Raw genomic sequence first — 24,584 nt, forward strand, 5'->3', positions numbered from 1 at the left:
CGGGCATTCAGGGCTTAGCGTTTTGAACCGTAATAGACTTCGTTCCAGCGCAGCGCGTCTTTGAAGGCGGGCAGGCGGGTATCGTTATCAATGACGGTCAGCTCGATATCATGCAGCTCGGCGAACTGACGCATGTCGTTCAGATCCAGCGCGTGGCTGAACACCGTGTGGTGCGCGCCGCCGGCCAGAATCCAGGCCTCAGAGGCGGTTGGCAGGTCAGGCTGTGCTTTCCACAGGGCGTTGGCGACCGGCAGTTTCGGCAGGGAGTGTGGCGTTTCAACCGCATCGACGCAGTTCACCAGCAGGCGGAAACGATCGCCGAGGTCGATCAGACTGGCGTTGATGGCCGGGCCCGTGCGGGTGTTGAAGATCAGACGCGCCGGATCGGCTTTACCGCCGATGCCGAGGTACTGCACGTCGAGGATCGGTTTTTCCTCTACCGCGATGGAAGGACACACTTCCAGCATGTGCGAGCCGAGCACCAGGTCATTGCCGTTTTCGAAGTGGTAGGTGTAATCCTCCATAAAGGAGGTGCCGCCCTGCAGACCGGTCGACATCACCTTCATGATGCGAAGCAGAGCGGCAGTTTTCCAGTCGCCTTCGCCGGCAAAGCCGTAGCCCTGCTGCATCAGACGTTGTACTGCCAGACCCGGCAGCTGTTTCAGACCGTGGAGATCTTCAAAAGTGGTGGTAAAGGCGTGGAAACCGCCCTGTTGCAGGAAGCGCTTCATGCCCAGTTCGATGCGCGCCGCATCCAGCACGTTCTGACGCTTGTCGCCGTTGATTTGTGCCGCAGGCGTCAGGCGGTAGCTGCTTTCGTACTCGTCCACCAGCGCGCTCACGTCGCCATCGCTGATGTCATTCACCACCTGCACCAGATCGCCCACGGCCCAGGTATTCACTGAGAAGCCGAACTTGATCTGCGCGGCGACTTTATCGCCGTCTGTGACCGCCACTTCACGCATGTTGTCGCCGAAACGCACCACTTTCAGGTGGCGGGTATCCTGCTTAGAGACCGCCTGACGCATCCAGGCGCCGATACGCTGTTGCGCCTTGCCATCCTGCCAGTGGCCGGTGACCACCGCGTGCTGCTGACGCATACGCGCGCCGATGAAGCCGAACTCGCGGCCGCCGTGTGCGGTCTGGTTCAGGTTCATAAAGTCCATGTCGATGCTGTCCCACGGCAGGGAGGCGTTGAACTGGGTATGGAACTGCAGCAGCGGTTTGTTGAGGATAGACAGGCCGTTGATCCACATTTTTGCCGGTGAGAAGGTGTGCAGCCACACCACCAGACCGGCGCATTTATCGTCGTAGTTGGCGTCGCGGCAGATGTGGGTGATTTCGTCCGGCGTCGTGCCCAGCGGTTTCAGCACCAGTTTGCACGGCAGTTTGGCTTCCGCGTTCAGCGCGTTAACGACGTGCTCCGCGTGTTTCGTTACCTGCTGCAGCGCTTCCGGTCCGTAAAGATGCTGGCTGCCAATCACAAACCACACTTCATAGTTATTAAAAATGGTCATCATCGTGTCCTTAATGGGTCAGGGTTGCCGTAGTGTCCGCGGTGCTTTTGGCCGGGGCGGCGACAGGGAGATAGTGAAGTTCGGCGCTTTTTGCCCATTGCTGGTAGCGCTGATAAAGCTGTTCAAAGCGTTGTGCCTGCTGGGCACGCGGCTGAAGGGTGTTTTCGACGGCACTCGCCATATGCTGCTGCGCGGTGGGGATATCCGCATGGACGCCAGCGGCTACGGCGGCGAAAATTGCCGCCCCCAGCGCGCAGCACTGATCGGAGGCCACAATCTGGAGCGGACGGTTCAGCACGTCGCAGCAGGCCTGCATGATCACCGGGTTTTTACGGGCGATGCCGCCCAGCGCCATCACGTTGTTCACGTCGATGCCCTGCTCGGTGAAGCACTCCATAATCGCGCGGGCGCCGAAGGCGGTGGCGGCAATCAGACCGCCGAACAGCGCAGGCGCGTCGGTCGCCAGGTTGAGGTCGGTAATCACCCCTTTCAGGCGCTGGTTGGCAAACGGCGTGCGGCGGCCGTTAAACCAGTCCAGCACCACCGGGAGGTGGTCGAGAGACGGATTTTTGGCCCAGGCGTCGGTAAGCTGCGGCAGGAGCTGCTTTTTGCTCTCGGCGATCTGGGTTTTCAGTTCAGGATGTGACGCCGCCAGCCGATCCAGCGGCCAGCCGAGCACGCGGCCAAACCAGGCGTAGATATCGCCAAACGCGGACTGACCGGCTTCGAGGCCGATAAAGTCCGGCACCACGCTGCCGTCAACCTGGCCGCAGATGCCTTTTACCGCGCGGTCGCCGACGGTGGCTTTATCTGCCGTCAGGATGTCGCAGGTGGAGGTGCCGATCACTTTGACCAGCGTGTTTGGCTGTGCGCCCGCGCCCACGGCGCCCATATGGCAGTCAAACGCGCCGCCGGAGATAGCTACGTTCTGCGGCAGGCCGAGACGCGTCGCCCACTCTTCGCAGAGGGTGCCGACGGGAATATCGGCGGTGAAGGTGTCGGTAAACAGCGGGTATGACAGGCTCTTGTTGATGATCGGGTCGAGCTCATCAAAGAACGCGGCCGGAGGCAGGCCGCCCCAGCTTTCATGCCACAGGGATTTATGCCCGGCGCTGCAGCGGCCGCGGCGGATATCCTGCGGGCGCGTGGTGCCGGAGAGCAGGGCGGGAACCCAGTCGCATAGCTCAATCCATGACGCCGCTGCCTGTGCGACAGACGCGTCCGCGCGGGTGACGTGCAGGATCTTGGCCCAGAACCACTCGCTGGAGTAAATCCCGCCGATATAACGTGAGTAGTCCGTTTTGCCCGGCTGATGGCATAAGCGGGTGATGGCTTCGGCCTCTTCCACGGCGGTATGGTCTTTCCACAGCACGAACATGGCGTTCGGGTTGTCGGCAAACTCCGGGCGCAGTGCCAGCACGTGGCCTTCGGCATCGACAGGGGCAGGCGTAGAGCCGGTGCTGTCGACGCCAATCCCCACAACATCGGCCCGCTGGGCGTCGGTCAGGTCCGCCAGAACGGTTTTGATCGCCGCTTCCATCGACTCGATGTAGTCCCGCGGGTGGTGACGGAACTGGTTGTTTGGCGCATCGCAGTAGCGCCCCTCTTGCCAGCGCGGATACCACTCAACGCTGGTTGCTATCTCCTGGCCGGACGTACAGTCCACTGCCAGCGCGCGAACTGAATCGCTGCCAAAATCGAGGCCAATCGCAATTGCCATGGTGTTGCTCCATCGAAAAAACAGGTATGGAAGAACATTAGAGACTGGGGACAAAAGTCGTCAGGCAGGATCCGCTAATCTTATGGACTAAATTGCTGTTACAACGGAAAGTGTGACGCCGTGCAAATATTCAATGTGGACATTTCTGCCGCACTTATAGACACTTTTGTTACTGGTTATCTGCCTGCTCTGGCGGAGAAATCAGGGGGAAAGGCTGAAACATGGCGGACGTAAAAGCGGCGTGATGCTTTTTGGATCTTTTCGCGGGCCATTTTTAACCTGCATTTAGTGATATGGACAATTGGTTTCCTTCAGGACCCTTGGGAGAACTGAATCTATGGCCGAAACGCAGAACGATCCCCTGCTGCCGGGATACTCGTTTAACGCGCACCTTGTGGCGGGGCTGACCCCTATCGAGGCTGAGGGATATCTCGACTTTTACGTCGACCGACCGCTCGGGATGAAAGGGTATATCCTCAACCTGACCGTGCGGGGGGAAGGGATCATCAAGAACGGTGACCAGCAGTTCGTCTGCCGCCCGGGGGATATCCTGCTGTTCCCGCCGGGGGAGATCCACCACTATGGCCGTCATCCGGATGCCAAAGAGTGGTATCACCAGTGGGTCTACTTCCGTCCGCGCGCCTACTGGCAGGAGTGGCTTTCCTGGCCGGCTATTTTTGCACACACCGGGTTTTATCGCCCGGATGAGGTGCATCTGGCGCAGTTTCGCGAGCTTTTTGCGCAGATTATCGAGGCGGGGCAGGCTGGTGGACGCTATGCCGAACTGCTGGCGATAAACCTCCTTGAACAGCTGCTGCTGCGGCGGATGGAGGCGATTAACGCGTCGCTGAATCCGCCGCTGGATAACCGCGTGCGCGACGCCTGCCAGTACATCAGCGACCACCTGGCCGATAGCCAGTTTGATATTGCCAGCGTCGCCCAGCACGTCTGCCTGTCGCCGTCGCGGCTGTCGCACCTGTTCCGCCAGCAGCTTGGCGTCAGCGTGTTGAGCTGGCGCGAGGATCAGCGCATCAGCCAGGCGAAGCTGCTGCTCAGCACCACCCGGATGCCCATCGCCACCGTGGGGCGCAACGTGGGCTTTGAGGATCAGCTCTATTTCTCCCGCGTATTTAAAAAATGCACCGGTGCCAGCCCCAGTGAATTCCGCGCGGGATGTGAATAAACGGTAAAAAAAGATAAACAAACAGGTGAATGCGGGAAGCAACTTGTAAACTATTCAGACAATTGTTGCCTTGACGCGGTGCGGGGCGCTAAGCAGAATCGCTGATTCGTTTTCTGACCGGAATAGTTATGCAGGCATTGCTGGAACACTTTATTACCCAGTCCGTTATGTACTCGCTCATCGCCGTGGCGCTGGTGGCGTTTCTGGAATCGCTGGCCCTTGTCGGGTTAATCCTGCCCGGCACCGTGATGATGGCGGGGCTTGGGGCGTTGATCGGCAGCGGTGAGGTCAATTTCTGGCAGGCATGGCTGGCCGGGATTATCGGCTGTCTGCTGGGGGACTGGATCTCCTTCTGGCTGGGCTGGCGCTTTAAGAAGCCGTTGCACCGCTGGTCGTTCATGAAAAAGAACAAAGCGTTGCTCGATAAAACCGAGCATGCGCTGCACCAGCACAGCATGTTTACCATCCTCGTGGGCCGCTTTGTTGGGCCAACGCGTCCGCTGGTGCCGATGGTGGCCGGGATGCTGGATCTGCCCGTCGCGAAATTTGTGGTGCCGAACATTATCGGCTGCGTCTTCTGGCCGCCGTTCTACTTCCTGCCGGGTATTCTGGCCGGTGCGGCGATTGATATTCCTGACGGTATGCAAAGCGGTGAGTTTAAGTGGCTGCTGCTGGGCACGGCGGTCCTGCTGTGGCTGGCGGTCTGGCTCTGCTGGCGCCTGTGGCGCAGCGCGAAAGCGAGCGTCGATCGCCTGACGCGCTATCTTCCGCGCTCTCGTCTTTTGTGGCTGGCCCCGCTGACGCTGGGTGTGGCCGTGGTGGCGCTTGTGGCGCTGATTCGCCACCCGCTGATGCCGGTGTACGGTGAGATCCTGTTGAAAGTTGTGAGCCGTTAAGCGCCGGGCGGCACTGCGTTTGCCCGGCCTACGGTTTTATACCCAATAATCCAGAAGCGCTTTCTTTTCCGCTCATTAATGCTTCTGTTGCTCCATCCCACAAAATGCGTCCCTCCGCGATCACCACCGATCGCGGCGCAATCCGTGCGGCATCTTCGATACTGTGCGACACCATCAGCATCGTCAGCTGCTGGCGCTGGCAGACCTCCTGCACCAGGGCGAGCATCTCCTGGCGCAGCGCGGGATCGAGCGCCGAGAAGGGCTCATCCAGCAGCAGCAGCGGCTGCTCGCGCACCAGACAACGCGCCAGCGCCACGCGCTGACGCTGGCCGCCGGAGAGCTCGCCCGGCAGCCTGTCGATAAATTCAGCGATCCCCATCTGTGCGGCAATCACTTCAAGTTTTTCGCGTTGGGCATCGTTCAGCCTGAGCCCCGGATGCATTCCCAGCGCGATGTTTTGCCGCACCGTCAGGTGGGTAAACAGGTTGTTTTCCTGAAACAGCATCGACACAGGGCGTTTAGCCGGAGGGGCGTTGGTGAAATCACGATTATCGATGGCTATCGACCCGCTGGCAGGTTGCAGAAAACCGGCGATCAAATTGAGCAAGGTGCTTTTCCCGGCACCGCTTGGGCCAAGCACCGCAATCCGCTCGCCCTGCTGAACGGAGAGCGTAAAGCGCATCGGCAGATGCTGATAGAGCCAGGTTACATCAGTCAGTTTTAACATCACGCCCCGGGAGTTTTTCGATAACGGTAAATAAGGCAAAGCACAGCAGCAGCAGTAACAGCGCGGTGACCGCGCCGTCCTGACTGCGGTAAGAGCCGATTTGCTGATAAAGCCAGTACGGCAGCGTGCGGAAATCGTCATTACCGAACAGCGCCACGACCCCAAAGTCTCCAATGGAGAGCACGCAGGCAAACGCCAGCGCCTGAGCAAGCGGACGTTTTAGCGCGCGCAGTTCCACAACCTTCAGCCGCTGCCAGCCCTGCATGCCCAGCGACTGACACAGCAAACCGTAGCGGCTGTTGACGTCGCGCATCGGGTTTTCCAGCACCTTAAGCGCGTAGGGGATGGCCATTAAGGCGTTAGTGAAAATCACAATGCCATCGGCCCTTTCCGGCAGGCCGAGGGTGCTGTTGAACAGTAAAAAGAAGCCCGTTGCCAGCACGATCCCCGGCATCGCCAGTATCAGCATGCCCGTCAGTTCCAGCATTTGTCCGGCTTTTTGCGCCTGGCGGGCGTAGAGCTCACGGCTGCTCCACAGCAGCATCATGGTCAGCATAACGCACAGCAGTCCGGCAGCCAGCGCTATGCGTACCGAGGTCCAGGTCGCCTGCCAGAGAACGGGCTGTTGCAGGACGGATATAAGATTGAGGTTCAGGCCGTCAACGATAACGGCCAGCAGCGGCGGCAGCAACAGCAGCAGCGCCAGCGCGATCAGGATAACATCGCTGATGCGGCTGTGCAGGCTGTCCTGCGGATCGCGCCAGCCGGTTATTTGATGACTACCTGCGGGAATGGCTTTACTCAGCCGCTGGCTCAACAGCACCAGCACCAGACAGCACGCCATCTGGACTATCGCCAGCAGTGCGGCGCGACCGGGATCGTAGTCGTAACTCAGCGCCTGGTAAATCGCCAGCTCAATGGTGGTGGCCTGCGGCCCGCCGCCAAGTGACAGCACGGTGGCAAAGCTGGCAAAGCAGAGCATAAAGATTAATGCCGCCACGGGCGGGAGCTGGCGGCGCAGCCACGGCCATTCGACAAAACGGAAGAACGACCAGCCGCGCATGCCGAGCTGGGCGGCAATCTGCCGCTGCTCGCCGGGAATGTTCTCCAGCGCCTGCAAAAAGAGGCGCGTTGCCATCGGCATATTGAAAAACACGTGCGCCAGCAGAATGCCCTGCAGTCCGTAAGGCGAGAATGACCACTCAATACCAAGCTGGCCGAACAGCGAGGCCAGCCAGCCCTGACGACCGTAGACACTCAGAATGCCAAAAACGGCCACCAGAACCGGCAGGATCAGCGTCATGGCGCACAGGCGCAGCAGGGCCTGCCTGCCGGGGAAACGCCGCCGATAGAGCGCGCGAGCAAGAAAAATAGCCGGGATCGCCGACAGCAGGGCAGAAAGAGACGCCTGCCAGAAGGAGAACCGGATAACGTGCCAGAGGTAGCTGTCGTGCCAGAGGGCGAGCAGGTCGCTCTCCGGTGCGTTAAACCACAGCGCAAGAAAGGCTCCCAGACTGACCGCCACCATCACGACGGCGGCGAGCAATCCGGGGAGTAACCAGCCGGGAATTAACGGCTGACGGCGCGTTGCCATTCACTTACCCATGCGGCACGCTGCGCGGCGACCTGCTGCGGCGTAAACTCCAGCGAGGTTTTCGGCTTGGTCAACTGTTCAAAACCTGCAGGCAGCGCAACGCTGGTGACCGGATACATCCAGTTGCCCGCTGGAATGGCGTTCTGGAATGCCGGTGAAACCATAAACTTCAGGAACTTCTCGGCCAGTTCCGGCTGTTTGCTGGCGGCGGTACGCGCGGCCACTTCCACCTGCAGATAGTGCCCTTCCGCAAAATCAGCCGCAGCATAGTTGTCTTTCTTCTCAGCGATAATGTGGTAGGCCGGGGAGGTGGTGTAGCTCAGCACCAGATCGCTTTCGCCTTTCAGGAACAGGCCATAGGCTTCGCTCCAGCCTTTGGTTACGGTGACGGTTTTGGCGGCCAGCTTCTGCCACGCTTCCGGCGCCTTATCGCCGTAGACTTTCTGCATCCACAGCAGCAGGCCCAGGCCCGGCGTGCTGGTCCGCGGGTCTTCGTAAATCACGCGCCACTTCTGGTCGCTTTCCACCAGCTCTTTCAGGCTCTTCGGCGGGTTTTTCAGCTTGTTTTTATCGTAGACGAAAGCAAAGTAGCCGTAGTCGAACGGCACAAAGGTGTCGTTCTTCCAGCCGCCCGGCACGTTAACGGCCTCTGCCGCGACGCCGCTTTTGGCAAAGAGTTTGGTTTGCGAGGCGGCTTCCAGCAGGTTGTTATCCAGTCCGAGCACCACGTCGGCCTTGCTGTTTTTGCCTTCCATGCGCAGGCGGTTGAGCAGCGAAACGCCATCTTCCAGCGCCACGAACTTCAGCTCGCAGTTGCAGTCGGCTTCAAAGGCTTTTTTGACGACCGGGCCAGGGCCCCAGTCGGCAGAGAAGGAGTCGTAGGTGTAGACCGTCAGAACGGGCTTGGCTAAAGCGGGCAGCGCGAACAGCGCCAGCAGGGGGAGAACTTTTTTTAACACTTTGCACCTCAGGGTTGAGTGGCAAAGGATTTTGAGCGACAGCCTCAAATCCCTTCGCCGGCGTTATCCGGATCAGGTTCGACGGGTATTATCTCAGCGCACATCTGTGATGCAGCACCCCGTTGAGAACGGCGCTATTGTAATGATTTGGTGAATATTACGAAAGCGTTATGGCTCCGGGGGCGCAAACCAGGCGGATTTAAAATCAAACCAGCCCAGGGTGTTCATCCGCAGGCCGCGCATGCTGCGCTGGCCCTGGATCATCAGCCAGTGGTGGATCAGCGGGACGATCGCCTGCTCGGCCAGCAGCTGCTGGCACCATACGGCAAGATTCATCTCGCCCGCACGCCACAGGGCGGCATCCTGCTGCCAGTCCCGGTCGATGCAGTGCTGGATCAGCGGGACTTCATACAAATGCGAGAAGAGGGAAAAATCGAGCGGCAGGGTGAAGTTGGCGCTGTTCAGCCAGATATCGCTGGCGATTTCCCCCTGATGCCATTCGTCATAGTCCACTTCCCTGATGTCCAGCCTGACTCCCTCCGCTGCCAGCAGGCGGGTCATGATCCTCGCGATAAAACGATGCTCAACATGATCGCGGTAGTAGGTCAGGGTGATGGACTCCAGCCCTGCGGGCTTGTCGCAGCGCGTTGGTCGGGCATGGTGCCAGCGCGGAAGCAGGCCGTACGCCGGGAACCAGTATGTCTGGTACTGGTCTTCCGCATGGTAGATAAGATTGGAAGGAGACAGCACGTGGCTGATCCACTTGCGGACAGCCGGGTTTGCCCCACGGTGGGTGCGGCGGTCAAAGAGGAGATAGTAGCAGCCCTCCTCCAGGCGGCTCTCCACGGCCTTTTCTCCGGTGGTGGGGCCTTCAAGCGTCAGCCCGCAGCTCAGGTCTTCATTGAGATCCGGCAATACCCACACGTTCACTTCGTCGATCAGCGCCCGATAGCCAAAGTAGTCATCGAACGCGCGGATTTTCAGCTGGTTGCTGTTATTGCGGGAGACGGAGTAGGGCCCGGTGCCAATCGGCAGGCTGGCAAAATTGTTCAGAGATTCCCACTCGGCAGGCAAAATCATCGACGGCACATAGCCCAGCAGCCAGGGAAGCCACTTGTCCTGCTGCGCCAGCTCGATATCCAGCGTCCAGGCCGTGGGGGAGTGGATGCGCGATATATGCGAGTAGAGCGGCAGCCTGCGGGCGCGTTCCAGAGAGGCGATGACGTCGTGCATCTCCAGTTCGCGACCGTGGTGAAAGTGGATGCCGGGGCGTAAGAAAAAGCGCCAGTGGCGCGGGGAAAGCTGTTGCCAGTGGTGCGCGATATCCGCCTCCAGTTCCCCGTTTTCCTCATTTATCCGCGTCAGGCCGCTGAAGATTTGTCGGGCCATGTGGGTTTCAGAACGCCGTAACGCCGTGCCGGGCAACAGATTTTTCATCGGACGGTAGTAGAGCACCCGCAGAATGTGTCGGCCCTGACGAAAACTGCGTCCGAGATGGGAGACCAGCATCTGGCGCACGGCGGCCTTGTCGCCCACCAGCTGGACCAGCTGATCGATGCGGTCCTGCTCGAGCAGGTCTTCTGCACGCTGCTGCTGCAATGCCAGCCCGGTGTAGAGAAAGGTCAGCCGCGAGCGTTTCCCGCGTCCCGCCTCCGCTTCCCAGCTTAACCACCCCTGCTGCTGCATGGTATTGAGCAGCGTGCGCATATGGCGGCGGGAACAACTAAGCAGGTCAGCCAGCTCGTTGAGCGTGGTTTCCTGCGATTGCCCCTCGCAGCACTGCCAGAGGCGGATAAATTGTTGCTGCAGACGACCGGAAGGCATAAAAGAGGAACTCCTGACAAAAAACCAGCAATTTATTAATCCCTATATTAGGCCAATAATGCTTCCCGATGAAGCGAGGAGGTAAATGATGAAGAGGTCTACCGCACGTCAGTTTTATCAGCAGTACTTTTCAGCGACAAAAGGATCGTCCTGGCTGGCCCGCCCGTGTGCAGAGCAACGGCTGAAAATGTTAGAAGAACTGATGCAGTGGGACGTTACGAAACCGGCCTCTTCTCGCTGACTCGCCTCGATCATGTGTGACTGAGTATTGGTGCTAATCACCCGCCAGCAAAATGTTTTTGCTGGCTTTTTTCGTTTATTCTTTCACCCAATTTCGATTCGCTTTCACAAGGACTTGCGCATGCTGTGGTTGATGACGATGGGGCGACGCCTGAACGGCGTGTATGCCGCTTTTATGCTGGTGGCCTTTATGATGGGCGTGGCGGGGGCGCTGCAGGCACCGACGCTGAGCCTGTTTCTCAGCCGCGAGGTGGGGGCACAGCCGTTCTGGGTGGGGCTGTTTTATACCGTCAACGCGATAGCCGGGATCCTGGTCAGCCTCGCGCTGGCGAAGCGATCGGACAGCCAGGGCGATCGTCGTAAGCTGATCCTCTTTTGCTGCGCCATGGCCGTGGGCAACGCGCTGCTCTTTGCTTTCAATCGTCATTACCTGACGCTCATTACCTGCGGCGTGCTGCTGGCCTCTCTTGCGAATACCGCCATGCCGCAGCTGTTTGCGCTGGCCCGGGAATACGCGGATAGCTCGGCGCGGGAAGTGGTGATGTTCAGCTCGGTGATGCGTGCCCAGCTCTCGCTGGCGTGGGTCATTGGCCCGCCGCTGGCCTTCATGCTGGCGTTGAACTACGGCTTTACCGCGATGTTCTCAATCGCGGCCGGGATTTTTGTCATCAGCCTGGCGCTGATTGCCTTCGCACTGCCGTCCGTGGCGCGCGTCGAACAGACAGCGGATAAACCGCTCACCCAGGTGAGCGGCTGGCAGGACAAAAACGTCCGCATGCTGTTTATTGCCTCCACGCTGATGTGGACCTGCAACACCATGTACATCATCGACATGCCGCTGTGGATCAGCAGCGATCTGGGCTTACCGGACAAGCTCGCGGGGATCTTAATGGGCACCGCTGCCGGGCTGGAAATTCCGGCGATGATTCTGGCGGGCTATTACGTTAAGCGCTTTGGGAAGCGTCGGATGATGATCGTCGCCGTGGCGGCCGGGGTGCTGTTTTACGCGGGACTGATCCTTTTCCATTCGCGTGAAGCGCTGCTTGCGCTGCAGCTGTTTAATGCTGTGTTTATTGGCATCGTTGCCGGGATCGGCATGCTCTGGTTCCAGGATTTAATGCCGGGCCGCGCCGGGTCGGCGACCACGCTTTTTACCAACAGCATTTCGACCGGAGTGATCCTGGCGGGGGTGATTCAGGGGGCGCTGGCGCAAAGTTACGGGCATGGCTCAGTTTACTGGGTGATTGCCGCGATTTCGGTGGTTACGCTTGGGCTGACTTGCCGGGTTAAGGATGTCTGATTCTGGAAGGCGGCTTTACGAAACAAATCAATGGCCCGCTTTTTGCGGGCCATTGTCTTTAGCCCATAAACGCAGGCTGTTTTTTCTCGTACGCGGAGATGGCGTCTTCGTGCTGGAGCGTCAAACCAATGCTGTCCAGACCGTTCAGCATGCAGTGGCGACGGAAGGCATCAATGCTGAAGCTGTAGGTTTTATCCCCGGCTTTCACCACTTCCCCTTCCAGATCCACTTCAAACGACATGCCCGGATTTGCCTTAACCAACGCGAACAATTCATCGACCTGTTCGTCGCTCAGCGTCACCGGCAGCAGCTGGTTGTTGAAGCTGTTGCCATAAAAGATATCCGCGAAGCTGGGGGCAATGACCACTTTAAAGCCGTAGTCCGTGAGCGCCCACGGCGCATGTTCACGGGATGAACCACAGCCAAAGTTTTCCCGCGCCAGCAGGATGGATGCGCCTTTGTACTCCGGGAAGTTCAGAACGAATTCCGGATTAGGCACCTCGCCTTTATCGTCCAGGAAACGCCAGTCGTTGAACAGGTGCGCGCCAAAGCCGGTGCGGGTCACCTTCTGCAAAAACTGCTTAGGAATGATCGCGTCCGTATCAACGTTAGCGGCGTCCAGCGGGACAACACGGCCCGTATGTTGGGTAAATTTCTCTGCCATGATTGTCTCCTTATTTCAGGCTGCGAATGTCGGCGAAATGACCGGTGACTGCCGCAGCGGCGGCCATTGCCGGGCTGACCAGATGGGTGCGCCCACCGCGGCCCTGACGGCCTTCAAAGTTACGGTTGCTGGTGGAGGCACAGCGCTCACCCGGATTCAGGCGATCGTTGTTCATGGCCAGGCACATGGAGCAGCCAGGCAGGCGCCACTCGAAGCCTGCTTCGATAAAGATCTTATCCAGACCTTCGGCTTCCGCCTGGGCTTTCACCGGACCGGAGCCTGGAACCACCAGCGCCTGCACGCCCGGTGCGACTTTACGGCCTTTGGCAATCTCTGCCGCCGCACGCAAATCTTCGATACGGGAGTTGGTGCAGGAGCCGATAAATACCTTATCAATGGTCACGTCGGTCAACGGTACGCCGGGTTTCAGCCCCATATAGGCCAGCGCTTTTTCCGCACTGGCGCGCTCGACAGGATCGGCGAAGGAGGCCGGATCGGGAATGGCGTCGTTGACGGAAATTACCTGGCCCGGGTTGGTTCCCCAGGTCACCTGAGGGGCAATCTCTTCTGCCTGCAGCGTGACAACGGTATCAAACGTTGCCCCGTCGTCGGTTTTCAGGGTTTTCCAGTACGCTACCGCGTCGTCAAAATCCTGGCCCTTCGGCGCGTGCAGACGGCCCTTCACATAGTTGAAGGTCGTTTCATCTGGCGCGACCAGACCGGCTTTGGCACCCATCTCAATGGCCATATTGCACAGGGTCATGCGACCCTCCATGCTCAGCGCCTGAATCGCGTCGCCGCAGAATTCAACGACGTGGCCGGTACCGCCTGCGCTGCCGGTTTTACCGATGATCGCCAGCACGATGTCTTTCGCGGTAATGCCAGGTGCCGCCTTGCCCTTCACTTCAATCTTCATCGTTTTGGCGCGGCCCTGCTTCAGGGTCTGCGTCGCCAGCACGTGTTCAACTTCAGACGTGCCAATCCCGAACGCCAGGGCGCCAAACGCGCCGTGGGTTGCGGTATGGGAGTCGCCGCAGACGATGGTCATGCCCGGCAGGGTAATTCCCTGCTCTGGCCCCATCACGTGAACGATGCCCTGATAGGGGTGGTTCAGATCGTACAGCTCAACGCCAAATTCGTTGCAGTTCTTGATCAGCTCCTGCATCTGGATACGCGCCATCTCACCCGAGGCATTAATGTCTTTGGTCTGGGTGGAAACGTTGTGATCCATCGTCGCGAAGGTTTTACCCGGCTGACGTACCGGGCGCTTGTGCGCGCGCAGGCCGTCAAATGCCTGAGGAGAGGTCACTTCGTGTACCAGATGACGGTCAATGTACAGCAGTGGGGTTTCGTTTGGTGCCTCGTAGACAACGTGCGCATCAAACAATTTTTCGTATAACGTTTTGGCCATGATTACACCCCTTCAGCGACATAGCGGGCAATAATGTCGCCCATTTCATCGGTACTGACTGCCGCCGCGCCGCGTGATAAATCACCGGTACGAACGCCTTCTTCTAACGCCCGGTTAATGGCATTTTCAATTGCGGTTGCTGCATCGCCTGCATCCAGGCTGTAGCGCAGCAGCAGGGCCAGAGAGAGGATCTGCGCAATCGGGTTAGCGATGTTTTTGCCCGCAATATCCGGCGCGGAACCGCCTGCCGGCTCGTACAGGCCAAAACCTTCTTCATTCAGGCTGGCGGATGGCAGCATGCCCATAGAGCCGGTGATCATCGCGCACTCGTCTGACAAAATGTCGCCGAACAGGTTGGAGCACAGCAGGACGTCAAACTGAGACGGATCCTTGATCAGCTGCATCGTCGCGTTGTCGATGTACATGTGCGACAGCTCAACGTCCGGGTACTGCTTCGCGACTTCGCTGACGATCTCGCGCCACAAGATGGAAGACTGCAGCACGTTCGCTTTATCAATGGAGGTCACTTTATGGCGGCGCTTGCGCGCTGACTCAAAGGCGATATGGGCGATACGTTCAATTTCGAAGCGGTGATACACCTCAGTGTCGAACGCCTTCTCATGCTGGCCGCTGCCTTCGCGCCCTTTTGGCTGACCGAAATAGATCCCGCCGGTCAGTTCACGCACGCACAGAATGTCGAAGCCGTTGGCGGCGATATCCGCGCGCAGCGGGCAGAACTCTTCCAGGCCCTGATACAGCTTCGCCGGACGCAGGTTGCTGAACAGCTTGAAATGTTTACGCAGCGGCAGCAGCGCGCCGCGCTCTGGCTGCTCTGCAGGCGGCAGGTGTTCCCACTTCGGGCCACCGACGGAACCAAACAGCACGGCATCGGCATTTTCACAGCCTTCCACGGTCGCTTTCGGCAGTGGCGTACCGTGGTTATCAATCGCAATACCGCCCACATCGTAGTGGCTGGTGGTGATTTTCATCGCAAAACGCGCGCGAACGGCTTCCAGTACTTTCAGCGCCTGTGCCATCACTTCCGGGCCAATACCGTCGCCCGGTAACACAGCAATATGGTAATTCTTCGACATTACACGGTTTCCTTGTTGTTCTCTTTATTCTGAGCTTTGCGTTGCAACTCTTTTTCGACTTCGGCGGCGCGCCAGATGTTGTTCAGCACATGCACCATCGCTTTCGCGGAGGATTCAACGATATCGGTCGCCAGGCCCACGCCATGGAAACGGCGGCCATTGTGGGTCACAACAATGTCGACCTGGCCCAGCGCATCTTTGCCGTGGCCCTTGGCCGTCAGGTCATATTTCACCAGCTCAACGTCGTACTCGGTGACGCGGTTGATCGCCTGATAAATGGCATCCACAGGGCCATTTCCGTTCGCCGCTTCGGCCTTAATTTCATCACCGCAGGCCAGCTTGACAGAGGCAGTGGCGATGTCGCTGGAGCCGGACTGCACGTTGAAGTAATCCAGACGGAAGTGCTCTGGCTCTTCCTGCTGCTTGTTAATAAAGGCCAGCGCTTCCAGGTCGTAGTCGAACACCTGACCTTTTTTATCGGCCAGCTTCAGGAAAGCGTCGTACAGCTGATCCATGTTGTAATCGCTGTCCTTATAACCCATCTCTTCCATGCGGTGCTTCACCGCCGCACGGCCGGAACGGGAGGTCAGGTTCAACTGGACCTGATTCAGGCCAATGGATTCCGGGGTCATAATTTCGTAGTTTTCACGGTTCTTCAGCACGCCATCCTGGTGAATACCGGAGGAGTGCGCGAAGGCGCCCGTGCCGACGATCGCTTTGTTGGCCGGAATCGGCATGTTGCAAATCTGGCTGACGGTCTGGCTGGTGCGCCAGATCTCGTTGTGATTGATGCGGGTGTGCACATCCATGATGTCTTTGCGCACTTTGATCGCCATGATCACTTCTTCCAGCGAGCAGTTGCCCGCGCGTTCACCGATACCGTTCATCGCGCCTTCTACCTGACGCGCGCCAGCGTGGACGGCTGCGATGGCATTGCCCACGGCCAGACCCAAATCATCGTGGGTGTGGACGGAGATAATCGCTTTATCAATGTTCGGTACGCGGTCATACAGGCCGGTGATGATATTGGCGAACTCAAACGGCATGGTGTAGCCGACGGTATCAGGGATGTTGATGGTTTTGGCGCCGGCATTGATGGCGGCTTCCACCACACGGGCCAGATCTTCAATCGGCGTGCGGCCCGCATCTTCACAGGAGAATTCAACGTCATCGGTGTAGTTGCGTGCGCGTTTCACCATATATACCGCGCGTTCAATCACCTCATCCAGCGTACTGCGCAGCTTGGTGGCGATGTGCATAGGTGAGGTGGCAATAAAGGTGTGGATACGGAACGCTTCGGCCACTTTCAGCGACTCAGCCGCGACGTCGATATCTTTTTCAACACAGCGTGCCAGACCGCACACGCGGCTGTTTTTAATGGTGCGGGCGATAGTCTGGACGGATTCGAAATCACCCGGAGACGAGACCGGGAAACCCACCTCCATCACGTCGACACCCATACGTTCGAGAGCCAGCGCGATCTGCAGTTTCTCTTTTACACTCAGGCTTGCCTGTAATGCCTGTTCACCGTCACGTAAAGTAGTATCGAAAATAATGACTTGCTGGCTCATGGGTTAGGTCCTTGTCAGTCTTAGGGCGCCTTGCTACGAGCATAAAAAAACCCGCGCAGTGGCGCGGGTTTTTAGTCTTACTGGTGACGATTCAACGCTGAATTTCGCCCGCCAGTCTACCGCGCACAGTGGATGCGTTTAGTAGTAGTAGACCGGTGAAACGAATGGTGCGAATCATGAATCGTGCTCCGTTAAATTCAATATGCTTTTAGTGGTACTGGATACGCCAGTTGATGTCAACCCCTGATGATAAAAACGGGCCCGACGGGCGTAATCAGCAGGATAATTACTTTAGCTAATTGTGCTGGTTTTGGCTTTTACGACCCGACTAATTGTCTAATTTTGGACTGAAGAAAACAGTTGCAGAAACAAATAAATATAATTGTTTCAAATGAGTGACGCACGTTACTGAGAATGTTCTGTACGTAAAGGGTTTTAATATCATTAAGTTATAATTATGGTGAATCTATTGCGCTTCGCTGAAAAACGAAAAGAGATAACATGTTATTAACTAACTGCAGAGCGGTGGCGATAACAGTTTAATAATACTTAAGTCATCATTAACCTGGCGGTCATTGTGTATTTGTTTGGTTTATGGTTTCATTTCAATCCTAAAGTCAAACATATCATTTGCGCTATTTTCTTTTCGTTTATATAGCGTCTTTATATATTCTGAATTTTAAATAATTCTCTTTCGCTGATCGTATTTGCATGATAAATCATATTTTTCGAGATGATTAGCGTACGTTGGCAAAGGGAGTTTAGCGTGACAGTGGAGTCAGAAGTGCCAGAAAATAATATTAAACAACCTCAAGCTACTGATGGGATTAAACCGCAGTTACGCACGGTGGATCTTAATCTTCTGACGGTGTTTGATGCGGTCATGCAGGAACAGAATATCACCCGTGCCGCCCAGGCGTTGGGGATGTCGCAACCTGCTGTGAGTAATGCCGTTGCCAGACTCAAGCTCATGTTTAACGACGAATTATTCGTTCGTTACGGGAGGGGGATCCAGCCTACGGCACGCGCATTCCAGCTGTTCGGTTCCATCCGCCAGGCGTTGCAGTTGGTGCAAAATGAGCTGCCGGGATCGGGCTTTGAACCCTTGAGCAGCGAGCGCGTATTCCATCTTTGTGTCTGCAGTCCATTAGATAATTATTTAACGTCGATTATTTATAATAAAGTTGAAGAAATCGCACCAAATATCAATCTGGTTTTTAAATCATCCCTGAATCAAAACACGGAACATCAGTTACGCTATCAGGAGATCGAATTCGTGCTGGGGTATGAAGAGTTCCGTCGTCCGGAATTTTCCTGCGTGCCGCTCTTTAAAGATGAAATGGTTCTTGTCGCCAGTAAAAAACACCCACGTCTGAATTCTCCGCTGCGAGAACACGATGTTTATAACGAACAGCACGCCGTTGTTGCTCTCGACAGATATGCTTCCTTTAGCCTGCCGTGGTATGACACTGCGGATAAACAGGCTTGCGTGGCTTATCAGGGCATGGCTATGGTCAGCGTATTAAACGTGGTCTCCCAGACACAGCTGGTGGCGATTGCACCGCGCTGGCTGGCAGAAGAGTTTTCTGACCCATTAAATCTGCAAATTTTGCCATTGCCGCTTAAGTTAAATAGCCGAACCTGTTATCTCTCCTGGCATGAAGCGGCCGGACGGGATAAAGGACACCAGTGGATGGAAGAGTTGCTGGTTGGTATCTGTCGCCGGTAAACGCATCGGGATAAATCGCATCGGATCATGTGATTTATCCTGAGTTTTTTTGGATAGTTGCTATTTTGTTCTGTGAGTCTTTTTTTCGGGCGGCTCTTCGGCACGCAAAAATAGATGATTTCCTGCATTGTCCTGCTTTTCAGCGATGATTTATCACACCGTCCTCTATTCTCAGAGGAATTAACCATATCTTCTGTTAACGGCTGCGTTTTCTACTTTACGCACCGTTTATCTCCCCGGGTTTGCTAATTGCCTGCCTCATAACGAGCGGTTAAGGTAAAGAACACTCTGCAAAATATAAGATTGGTTCATCCCAATCGTAAGACGGGGCGGAAATGAATTCGGCAGTCCGTCTATAACAAAATGCCTGGAGGCAAAGCATGGAGATGTTGTCTGGCGCGGAAATGGTCGTCCGGTCGCTGATCGATCAGGGCGTAAAGCAAGTGTTCGGCTACCCTGGCGGCGCGGTCCTCGATATTTATGATGCCCTCCATACGGTAGGGGGCATTGACCATGTTCTGGTACGTCACGAGCAGGCGGCCGTACATATGGCCGACGGCCTGGCGCGTGCGACGGGTGAAGTAGGCGTGGTGTTAGTCACGTCAGGCCCCGGCGCGACAAACGCCATTACCGGCATTGCGACGGCGTATATGGACTCTATCCCGCTGGTGATCCTCTCCGGGCAGGTAGCCACCTCGCTGATTGGCTACGATGCTTTTCAGGAGTGCGACATGGTCGGGATTTCGCGTCCCGTGGTGAAGCACAGCTTCCTGGTTAAGCAAACCGAAGATATTCCCGGCGTACTGAAAAAAGCCTTCTGGCTGGCGGCAAGCGGACGCCCGGGACCGGTGGTGGTCGATCTGCCTAAAGACATTCTGAACCCGGCAAACAAGCTGCCTTACGTCTGGCCGGAATCGGTGAGCATGCGTTCTTACAACCCGACAACGCAGGGGCATAAAGGTCAGATCAAGCGGGCGTTGCAAACGCTTCTGGCAGCCAAAAAACCGGTCGTCTATGTCGGGGGCGGAGCGATCAATGCAGCCTGTGAAGCCCAGCTTCGTGAACTGATTGAAAAACTCAACCTTCCTGTTGCGTCGTCGCTGATGGGGCTGGGGGCGTTTCCCGCCACCCACCGCCAGGCGCTGGGTATGCTGGGTATGCACGGTACCTATGAAGCCAACATGACGATGCATCACTCCGATGTGATCTTTGCCGTCGGTGTGCGTTTTGACGATCGTACCACCAACAACCTGGCGAAATATTGCCCGAATGCCACCGTGCTGCATATTGATATCGATCCGACGTCAATATCTAAAACGGTGTCGGCTGATGTGCCGATCGTCGGTGATGCCCGTCAGGTCCTGGAACAGATGCTGGAGCTGCTGGCCCAGGAGAAAGCGACCCAGCCGCTGGATGAGATCCGCGACTGGTGGCAGCAGATTGAACAGTGGCGCGCGCGTCAGTGCCTGAAATATGACACGCGGAGCGAAAACATTAAGCCGCAGGCGGTCATCGAAGCGGTGTGGCGACTGACGAAAGGTGAAGCGTATGTGACCTCAGACGTGGGCCAGCATCAGATGTTTGCTGCCCTGTATTATCCGTTTGATAAACCGCGACACTGGATCAACTCGGGTGGCTTAGGCACCATGGGCTTTGGTCTGCCTGCCGCACTGGGCGTGAAGCTGGCGCTGCCGGATGAAACCGTCGTCTGCGTGACCGGAGACGGTAGTATCCAGATGAACATTCAGGAGCTGTCTACCGCGCTGCAGTATGAACTGCCGGTTCTCGTGCTGAACCTGAATAACGGCTACCTCGGCATGGTGAAGCAGTGGCAGGATATGATTTATTCTGGCCGTCACTCACAGTCATACATGAGATCGCTGCCGGATTTTGTTCGTCTTGCTGAAGCTTACGGCCATGTTGGCATGCGGGTAACCGATCCGGCCGAGCTGGAAACGAAGCTCGCACAAGCGCTTGAGCACGTTAAAAACAACCGCCTCGTCTTTATGGATGTGATTGTTGATGGAACCGAGCACGTCTATCCGATGCATATTCGGGGTGGTGGTATGGATGAAATGTGGTTAAGCAAAACGGAGAGAACCTGATATGCGCCGGATATTATCAGTTTTACTGGAAAACGAGTCTGGCGCACTGTCGCGCGTCATTGGCCTTTTTGCGCAGCGCGGCTATAACATTGAAAGCCTGACTGTCGCCCCGACGGAAGACCCAACGCTGTCGCGCATGACGATCCAAACCGTCGGCGACGCTAAGGTGCTTGAACAGATTGAGAAACAGCTGCATAAGCTGGTCGACGTGCTGCGCGTGAGCGAGCTGGGGCAAGGGGCCTACGTTGAACGTGAGGTCATGCTGGTGAAAATTCAGGCCAGCGGCTACGGGCGTGAAGAAGTCAAACGCAATGCGGATATTTTCCGCGGACAGATTATCGACGTCACGCCTTCTCTTTATACCGTTCAGCTGGTCGGGACGAGCGACAAGCTGGATGCGTTCCTGGCGTCCGTACGGGATGTCGCAAAAATTGTCGAGGTGGCGAGATCGGGGGTTGTGGGTCTGTCACGCGGCGAGAAAATCATGCGTTAGTTGTCAAAAAGGTTCGCCTCTTTCTGCCCGGTCACCAAAGCCGGGCTTTTTTTTGCGTAATCAGCCGACAACGCAGATAAAAGCGGTTGCCGCGAAGGCTTTTCTGCGTTTAGATGTTAAAAGATTTAACCATAACCTTGACAGGGCCATGGACTCTTTTCTTTTTTTAAGGGGCAATTGTGAAACTGGATGAAATCGCCCGGCTAGCCGGCGTGTCACGAACAACGGCCAGCTATGTGATTAACGGTAAAGCAAAGCAGTACCGTGTCAGCGACAAGACCGTTGAAAAAGTTATGGCGGTGGTTCGTGAACATAACTACCATCCGAATGCTGTCGCAGCCGGTCTGCGCGCCGGGCGCACCCGCTCTATTGGTCTGGTGATCCCGGACCTGGAAAACACCAGCTATACCCGTATCGCCAACTATCTTGAACGTCAGGCGCGTCAGCGCGGCTATCAACTGCTGATTGCCTGCTCGGAAGACCAGCCTGATAACGAGATGCGCTGCATTGAACATCTGCTTCAGCGCCAGGTGGATGCCATAATTGTTTCGACCTCCTTACCGCCGGAGCATCCTTTCTACCAGCGCTGGGCGAATGATCCGTTCCCGATCGTTGCGCTTGACCGTGCCCTCGATCGCGAGCACTTCACCAGCGTGGTGGGTGCCGATCAGGACGATGCCGAAATGCTGGCCGCAGAGCTGCGGACGTTCCCGGCGGAAACGGTACTGTATTTGGGCGCGCTGCCTGAACTTTCCGTGAGCTTCCTGCGCGAGCAGGGATTCAGAACGGCCTGGAAAGACGATCCGCGCGAGGTTCACTACCTCTATGCCAACAGCTACGAACGTGAAGCCGCCGCGCAGCTGTTCGAAAAATGGCTGGAAACGCATCCGATGCCTCAGGCGCTGTTCACTACCTCGTTTGCGCTCTTGCAGGGTGTCATGGATGTGACCTTACGTCGTGAAGGTAAACTGCCTTCCGATCTGGCGATTGCCACGTTCGGGGATAATGAGCTGCTCGACTTCCTTCAGTGCCCGGTGCTGGCGGTTGCACAGCGCCATCGCGATGTGGCTGAACGCGTGCTGGAGATTGTGCTGGCGAGTCTGGATGAACCCCGCAAACCGAAGCCGGGCCTGACGCGTATCAAACGTAACCTCTACCATCGCGGAATTTTAAGCCGCCAAAAATGAAATGACCGGGGCGGTGAAATCTGCCCCTTTTTGCTGCAATAATTCGTGCAGATAATTCCCGGAGAGAAATTAGGATAATTCTTGGGAGATCATAATCGCCTATTTTTCTTTATTCATTTTGGCTTTTAAGTTGCCCTTTAAACAACATCTCAGCGATTTTAAACGGCACTCTTTGTATTATTTTGTTACAAACCCTCTTCGGTCGATGAATATTCAGACGTTTTTTCCTCTTCCTTTGACAGCTTACGCGATAACCACTGCGCTTACCGCTCGCCTGAGTGAATCTGGCGCTGTCATCCCCTGAGAATCTGTCATAAAATGCTGCCCGCGTCGCAAACTGACACTTTATATTTATCTGCGATGATATTGAGTGAGCCTTAACGCTAGTGTGCATATTCGGTTTTTTTCTTACAAATATTCATAACGTTAATTTTGCCTCGCCAGTTGTGCAGTTATTAACCAGGACTGTTTATCTCTGTAAATAGAGGGCTTTCGAGTCCTTATGCCGAGAGTCCTGGCTTGACAAGCTTTTCCCTCGCTCCGTAAACTCCTTTAGGTGGGAATTTGTGGGTTAAAGTGGTGAGGAGGGGTGAGACTGGCATGTTCCGTGGAGCTACGTTAGTCAATCTCGACAGTAAAGGGCGTTTATCGGTACCAACCCGATACCGCGACCAGCTGATTGAGAACGCTGCGGGTCAAATGGTTTGCACCATTGACATTAACTCCCCCTGCCTGCTGCTTTACCCCCTGCCTGAATGGGAAATTATTGAGCAAAAGCTGTCGCGACTGTCGAGCATGAACCCGCAGGAACGCCGCGTGCAGCGGTTGTTATTGGGACATGCCAGTGAATGTCAGATGGATAACGCAGGGCGATTACTGATCGCGCCTGTGTTACGGCAACATGCCGGTCTGACCAAAGAAGTGATGCTGGTCGGGCAGTTCAACAAATTTGAACTGTGGGATGAAACGACCTGGTATCAACAGGTCAAGGAAGATATCGACGCTGAGCAGTCTGATTCCGCGACATTATCGGAACGGCTGCAGGACTTGTCTCTATAAATATGATGGAAAATTATAAACATAAAACGGTGTTACTGGACGAGGCCGTTAACGGCCTGAATATTCGTCCGGATGGCATCTACATTGATGGCACTTTTGGTCGCGGTGGTCACTCGCGTTTGATCCTCTCCCAACTGGGTGAGGAGGGGCGTCTGCTGGCAATCGATCGCGATCCGCAGGCAATTGCCGTTGCACAGACTATCAATGACCCACGCTTTTCCATCGTGCATGGACCCTTTTCTGCGCTCGCGGACTATGTGGCTGAGCGCGGCCTGACGGGCAAGATCGACGGGATTCTTCTCGATCTTGGCGTCTCTTCACCCCAACTTGATGATGCTGAACGCGGTTTCTCCTTTATGCGTGACGGTCCGCTGGACATGCGTATGGACCCGACTCGCGGCCAGTCTGCCGCCGAGTGGTTACAGACCGCTGATGAAGCGGATATTGCATGGGTCATCAAAACCTTCGGCGAAGAGCGCTTTGGCAAACGTATTGCGCGCGCCATTGTTGAGCGCAATCGCATTGAGCCGATGACCCGCACCAAAGAGTTGGCTGAGGTGATCGCGGCGGCAACGCCGGTGAAGGATAAGCACAAACATCCCGCGACCCGTACCTTCCAGGCGGTTCGCATCTGGGTAAACAGTGAACTGGAGGAAATAGAGCTGGCGCTAAAAAGCTCGCTCGACGTGCTGGCCCCGGGTGGGCGGTTATCCATCATCAGCTTCCATTCGCTGGAAGACCGTATTGTTAAACGCTTTATGCGTGAACAAAGCCGCGGTCCACAGGTACCCGCGGGGCTGCCGATGACGGAAGAACAACTCAGGAAGCTGGGTGGCCGTCAGTTGCGAGCATTAGGCAAGTTGATGCCGGGCGAAGAAGAGGTGGCAGAGAATCCACGCGCCCGTAGTTCAGTGCTGCGTGTTGCAGAGAGGACGAACGCATGATCGGCAGAGTGACAGAGACCCTAAGCAAAGTTAAGGATTCGTTAGGAAGCAACGAGCGCCATGCCTTGCCTGGCGTGATCGGCGACGATCTTTTGCGGTTTGGGAAACTGCCACTCTGTCTGTTCATTTGCATCATTGTCACGGCTGTGACGGTGGTCACCACCGCCCACCACACACGTTTATTGACTGCGCAACGCGAGCAGATGGTACTGGAACGCGATGCGCTGGATATTGAATGGCGAAATCTGATCCTTGAAGAAAACGCGCTCGGCGATCACAGCCGGGTTGAACGGATCGCAACGGAAAAGCTGCAGCTGCAGCATGTTGATCCTTCACAGGAAAATATCGTAGTACAAAAATAAGGGAA

22 protein-coding genes and 1 riboswitch are annotated in these 24,584 nt (G+C 56.4%); of the genes, 11 read left to right on the forward strand and 11 right to left on the reverse strand.

Translation table 11 applies throughout. From position 1 onward, the window contains the following. Positions 1–14 precede the first annotated feature (14 nt). Together araA and araB are read right to left on the reverse strand one after the other, a co-directional pair. Positions 15–1,517 (reverse strand): L-arabinose isomerase, encoded by a 1,503-nt coding sequence (gene araA, locus ACHH0Z_RS11320; protein WP_023293303.1) that lies wholly within the window; start codon positions 1,515–1,517, stop codon positions 15–17. A 10-nt stretch (positions 1,518–1,527) separates the two neighbouring features. Then, complete coding sequence (gene araB / locus ACHH0Z_RS11325; RefSeq protein ID WP_045406414.1) at positions 1,528–3,237, reverse strand: ribulokinase; 1,710 nt, start codon at positions 3,235–3,237, stop codon at positions 1,528–1,530. A gap of 337 nt (positions 3,238–3,574) precedes the next feature. Between araB and araC the strand changes: the two genes are divergently transcribed. Next, positions 3,575–4,420 carry an arabinose operon transcriptional regulator AraC gene (araC, locus tag ACHH0Z_RS11330; RefSeq protein WP_023293301.1) on the forward strand — a complete coding sequence of 282 codons (846 nt, stop codon included), beginning with the start codon at positions 3,575–3,577 and terminating at the stop codon, positions 4,418–4,420. Between the two features lie 128 nt (positions 4,421–4,548). Beyond that, positions 4,549–5,316 (forward strand): DedA family protein, encoded by a 768-nt coding sequence (locus ACHH0Z_RS11335; protein ID WP_008502007.1) that lies wholly within the window; start codon positions 4,549–4,551, stop codon positions 5,314–5,316. Between the two features lie 28 nt (positions 5,317–5,344). On the opposite strand, the gene thiQ is transcribed toward ACHH0Z_RS11335, so the two are convergent. The 4 genes from thiQ to sgrR all read right to left on the reverse strand — a co-directional run bounded on the left by thiQ (position 5,345) and on the right by sgrR (position 10,420). Next, positions 5,345–6,043, reverse strand: a complete 699-nt coding sequence (thiQ, locus tag ACHH0Z_RS11340; RefSeq protein ID WP_025912163.1) for a thiamine ABC transporter ATP-binding protein ThiQ — start codon at positions 6,041–6,043, stop codon at positions 5,345–5,347. Then, complete coding sequence (gene thiP / locus ACHH0Z_RS11345) at positions 6,027–7,637, reverse strand: thiamine/thiamine pyrophosphate ABC transporter permease ThiP (protein WP_045406416.1); 1,611 nt, start codon at positions 7,635–7,637, stop codon at positions 6,027–6,029. Before thiP ends, thiQ begins: the two co-directional genes overlap by 17 nt. After that, entirely contained in the window at positions 7,613–8,596 is a 984-nt protein-coding gene (thiB, locus tag ACHH0Z_RS11350; RefSeq protein WP_023345430.1) for a thiamine ABC transporter substrate binding subunit, read from the reverse strand. Before thiB ends, thiP begins: the two co-directional genes overlap by 25 nt. Positions 8,597–8,627: 31 nt before the next feature. Further along, a riboswitch (TPP riboswitch) is annotated at positions 8,628–8,728 on the reverse strand. Between the two features lie 36 nt (positions 8,729–8,764). Further along, a complete protein-coding gene (gene sgrR / locus ACHH0Z_RS11355; protein ID WP_045406418.1) occupies positions 8,765–10,420 on the reverse strand; it encodes an HTH-type transcriptional regulator SgrR in 1,656 nt (551 codons plus the stop codon). A gap of 88 nt (positions 10,421–10,508) precedes the next feature. Between sgrR and sgrT the strand changes: the two genes are divergently transcribed. Next, positions 10,509–10,661 (forward strand): glucose uptake inhibitor SgrT, encoded by a 153-nt coding sequence (gene sgrT, locus ACHH0Z_RS11360; RefSeq protein ID WP_008502002.1) that lies wholly within the window; start codon positions 10,509–10,511, stop codon positions 10,659–10,661. Between the two features lie 120 nt (positions 10,662–10,781). Next, on the forward strand, positions 10,782–11,960 hold the full coding sequence (locus tag ACHH0Z_RS11365; RefSeq protein WP_032654857.1) for a sugar efflux transporter: 1,179 nt from the start codon (positions 10,782–10,784) through the stop codon (positions 11,958–11,960). A gap of 58 nt (positions 11,961–12,018) precedes the next feature. On the opposite strand, the gene leuD is transcribed toward ACHH0Z_RS11365, so the two are convergent. The 5 genes from leuD to leuL all read right to left on the reverse strand — a co-directional run bounded on the left by leuD (position 12,019) and on the right by leuL (position 16,878). Next, a complete protein-coding gene (gene leuD / locus ACHH0Z_RS11370) occupies positions 12,019–12,624 on the reverse strand; it encodes a 3-isopropylmalate dehydratase small subunit (protein WP_023324149.1) in 606 nt (201 codons plus the stop codon). A 10-nt stretch (positions 12,625–12,634) separates the two neighbouring features. Then, on the reverse strand, positions 12,635–14,035 hold the full coding sequence (leuC, locus tag ACHH0Z_RS11375; RefSeq protein WP_008501999.1) for a 3-isopropylmalate dehydratase large subunit: 1,401 nt from the start codon (positions 14,033–14,035) through the stop codon (positions 12,635–12,637). A 2-nt stretch (positions 14,036–14,037) separates the two neighbouring features. Continuing rightward, positions 14,038–15,129, reverse strand: a complete 1,092-nt coding sequence (gene leuB, locus ACHH0Z_RS11380; RefSeq protein WP_021240531.1) for a 3-isopropylmalate dehydrogenase — start codon at positions 15,127–15,129, stop codon at positions 14,038–14,040. Then, the gene (gene leuA, locus ACHH0Z_RS11385) at positions 15,129–16,700 is read right to left on the reverse strand and encodes a 2-isopropylmalate synthase (protein ID WP_021240530.1); all 1,572 of its coding nucleotides are present in this window, start codon (positions 16,698–16,700) and stop codon (positions 15,129–15,131) included. Before leuA ends, leuB begins: the two co-directional genes overlap by 1 nt. Before the next feature lie 91 nt (positions 16,701–16,791). Then, entirely contained in the window at positions 16,792–16,878 is an 87-nt protein-coding gene (leuL, locus tag ACHH0Z_RS11390; RefSeq protein ID WP_071530973.1) for a leu operon leader peptide, read from the reverse strand. Between the two features lie 606 nt (positions 16,879–17,484). Between leuL and leuO the strand changes: the two genes are divergently transcribed. The 7 genes from leuO to ftsL all read left to right on the forward strand — a co-directional run bounded on the left by leuO (position 17,485) and on the right by ftsL (position 24,579). Beyond that, positions 17,485–18,429, forward strand: coding sequence for a transcriptional regulator LeuO (gene leuO / locus ACHH0Z_RS11395; protein ID WP_025912169.1), 945 nt, complete (start codon positions 17,485–17,487; stop codon positions 18,427–18,429). A gap of 380 nt (positions 18,430–18,809) precedes the next feature. Beyond that, positions 18,810–20,534 (forward strand): acetolactate synthase 3 large subunit, encoded by a 1,725-nt coding sequence (gene ilvI / locus ACHH0Z_RS11400; protein ID WP_045406419.1) that lies wholly within the window; start codon positions 18,810–18,812, stop codon positions 20,532–20,534. A 1-nt stretch (position 20,535) separates the two neighbouring features. Then, the gene (gene ilvN, locus ACHH0Z_RS11405; protein ID WP_008501994.1) at positions 20,536–21,027 is read left to right on the forward strand and encodes an acetolactate synthase small subunit; all 492 of its coding nucleotides are present in this window, start codon (positions 20,536–20,538) and stop codon (positions 21,025–21,027) included. Positions 21,028–21,206: 179 nt separating this feature from the next. Continuing rightward, the gene (gene cra, locus ACHH0Z_RS11410; RefSeq protein WP_008501993.1) at positions 21,207–22,214 is read left to right on the forward strand and encodes a catabolite repressor/activator; all 1,008 of its coding nucleotides are present in this window, start codon (positions 21,207–21,209) and stop codon (positions 22,212–22,214) included. Positions 22,215–22,814: 600 nt separating this feature from the next. Next, positions 22,815–23,273 carry a division/cell wall cluster transcriptional repressor MraZ gene (mraZ, locus tag ACHH0Z_RS11415; RefSeq protein WP_021240528.1) on the forward strand — a complete coding sequence of 153 codons (459 nt, stop codon included), beginning with the start codon at positions 22,815–22,817 and terminating at the stop codon, positions 23,271–23,273. Between the two features lie 2 nt (positions 23,274–23,275). Beyond that, on the forward strand, positions 23,276–24,217 hold the full coding sequence (gene rsmH, locus ACHH0Z_RS11420; RefSeq protein ID WP_021240527.1) for a 16S rRNA (cytosine(1402)-N(4))-methyltransferase RsmH: 942 nt from the start codon (positions 23,276–23,278) through the stop codon (positions 24,215–24,217). Beyond that, complete coding sequence (ftsL, locus tag ACHH0Z_RS11425) at positions 24,214–24,579, forward strand: cell division protein FtsL (RefSeq protein WP_008501989.1); 366 nt, start codon at positions 24,214–24,216, stop codon at positions 24,577–24,579. The genes rsmH and ftsL overlap by 4 nt, the downstream gene beginning before the upstream one ends. Positions 24,580–24,584: the final 5 nt, after the last annotated feature.

It is taken from the genome of Enterobacter cloacae complex sp. 2024EL-00227, assembly GCF_043945315.1.
Classification (GTDB): Bacteria; Pseudomonadota; Gammaproteobacteria; order Enterobacterales; family Enterobacteriaceae; genus Enterobacter; species Enterobacter roggenkampii.

Coding starts and splice junctions, on each gene's coding strand:
- araA (WP_023293303.1), bottom strand. CDS start 1,517: ATGACCATTTTTAATAACTATGAAGTGTGGTTTGTGATTGGCAGCCAG.
- araB (WP_045406414.1), bottom strand. CDS start 3,237: ATGGCAATTGCGATTGGCCTCGATTTTGGCAGCGATTCAGTTCGCGCG.
- araC (WP_023293301.1), top strand. CDS start 3,575: ATGGCCGAAACGCAGAACGATCCCCTGCTGCCGGGATACTCGTTTAAC.
- ACHH0Z_RS11335 (WP_008502007.1), top strand. CDS start 4,549: ATGCAGGCATTGCTGGAACACTTTATTACCCAGTCCGTTATGTACTCG.
- thiQ (WP_025912163.1), bottom strand. CDS start 6,043: ATGTTAAAACTGACTGATGTAACCTGGCTCTATCAGCATCTGCCGATG.
- thiP (WP_045406416.1), bottom strand. CDS start 7,637: ATGGCAACGCGCCGTCAGCCGTTAATTCCCGGCTGGTTACTCCCCGGA.
- sgrR (WP_045406418.1), bottom strand. CDS start 10,420: ATGCCTTCCGGTCGTCTGCAGCAACAATTTATCCGCCTCTGGCAGTGC.
- sgrT (WP_008502002.1), top strand. CDS start 10,509: ATGAAGAGGTCTACCGCACGTCAGTTTTATCAGCAGTACTTTTCAGCG.
- ACHH0Z_RS11365 (WP_032654857.1), top strand. CDS start 10,782: ATGCTGTGGTTGATGACGATGGGGCGACGCCTGAACGGCGTGTATGCC.
- leuD (WP_023324149.1), bottom strand. CDS start 12,624: ATGGCAGAGAAATTTACCCAACATACGGGCCGTGTTGTCCCGCTGGAC.
- leuC (WP_008501999.1), bottom strand. CDS start 14,035: ATGGCCAAAACGTTATACGAAAAATTGTTTGATGCGCACGTTGTCTAC.
- leuB (WP_021240531.1), bottom strand. CDS start 15,129: ATGTCGAAGAATTACCATATTGCTGTGTTACCGGGCGACGGTATTGGC.
- leuA (WP_021240530.1), bottom strand. CDS start 16,700: ATGAGCCAGCAAGTCATTATTTTCGATACTACTTTACGTGACGGTGAA.
- leuL (WP_071530973.1), bottom strand. CDS start 16,878: ATGATTCGCACCATTCGTTTCACCGGTCTACTACTACTAAACGCATCC.
- ilvI (WP_045406419.1), top strand. CDS start 18,810: ATGGAGATGTTGTCTGGCGCGGAAATGGTCGTCCGGTCGCTGATCGAT.
- ilvN (WP_008501994.1), top strand. CDS start 20,536: ATGCGCCGGATATTATCAGTTTTACTGGAAAACGAGTCTGGCGCACTG.
- mraZ (WP_021240528.1), top strand. CDS start 22,815: ATGTTCCGTGGAGCTACGTTAGTCAATCTCGACAGTAAAGGGCGTTTA.
- rsmH (WP_021240527.1), top strand. CDS start 23,276: ATGATGGAAAATTATAAACATAAAACGGTGTTACTGGACGAGGCCGTT.
- ftsL (WP_008501989.1), top strand. CDS start 24,214: ATGATCGGCAGAGTGACAGAGACCCTAAGCAAAGTTAAGGATTCGTTA.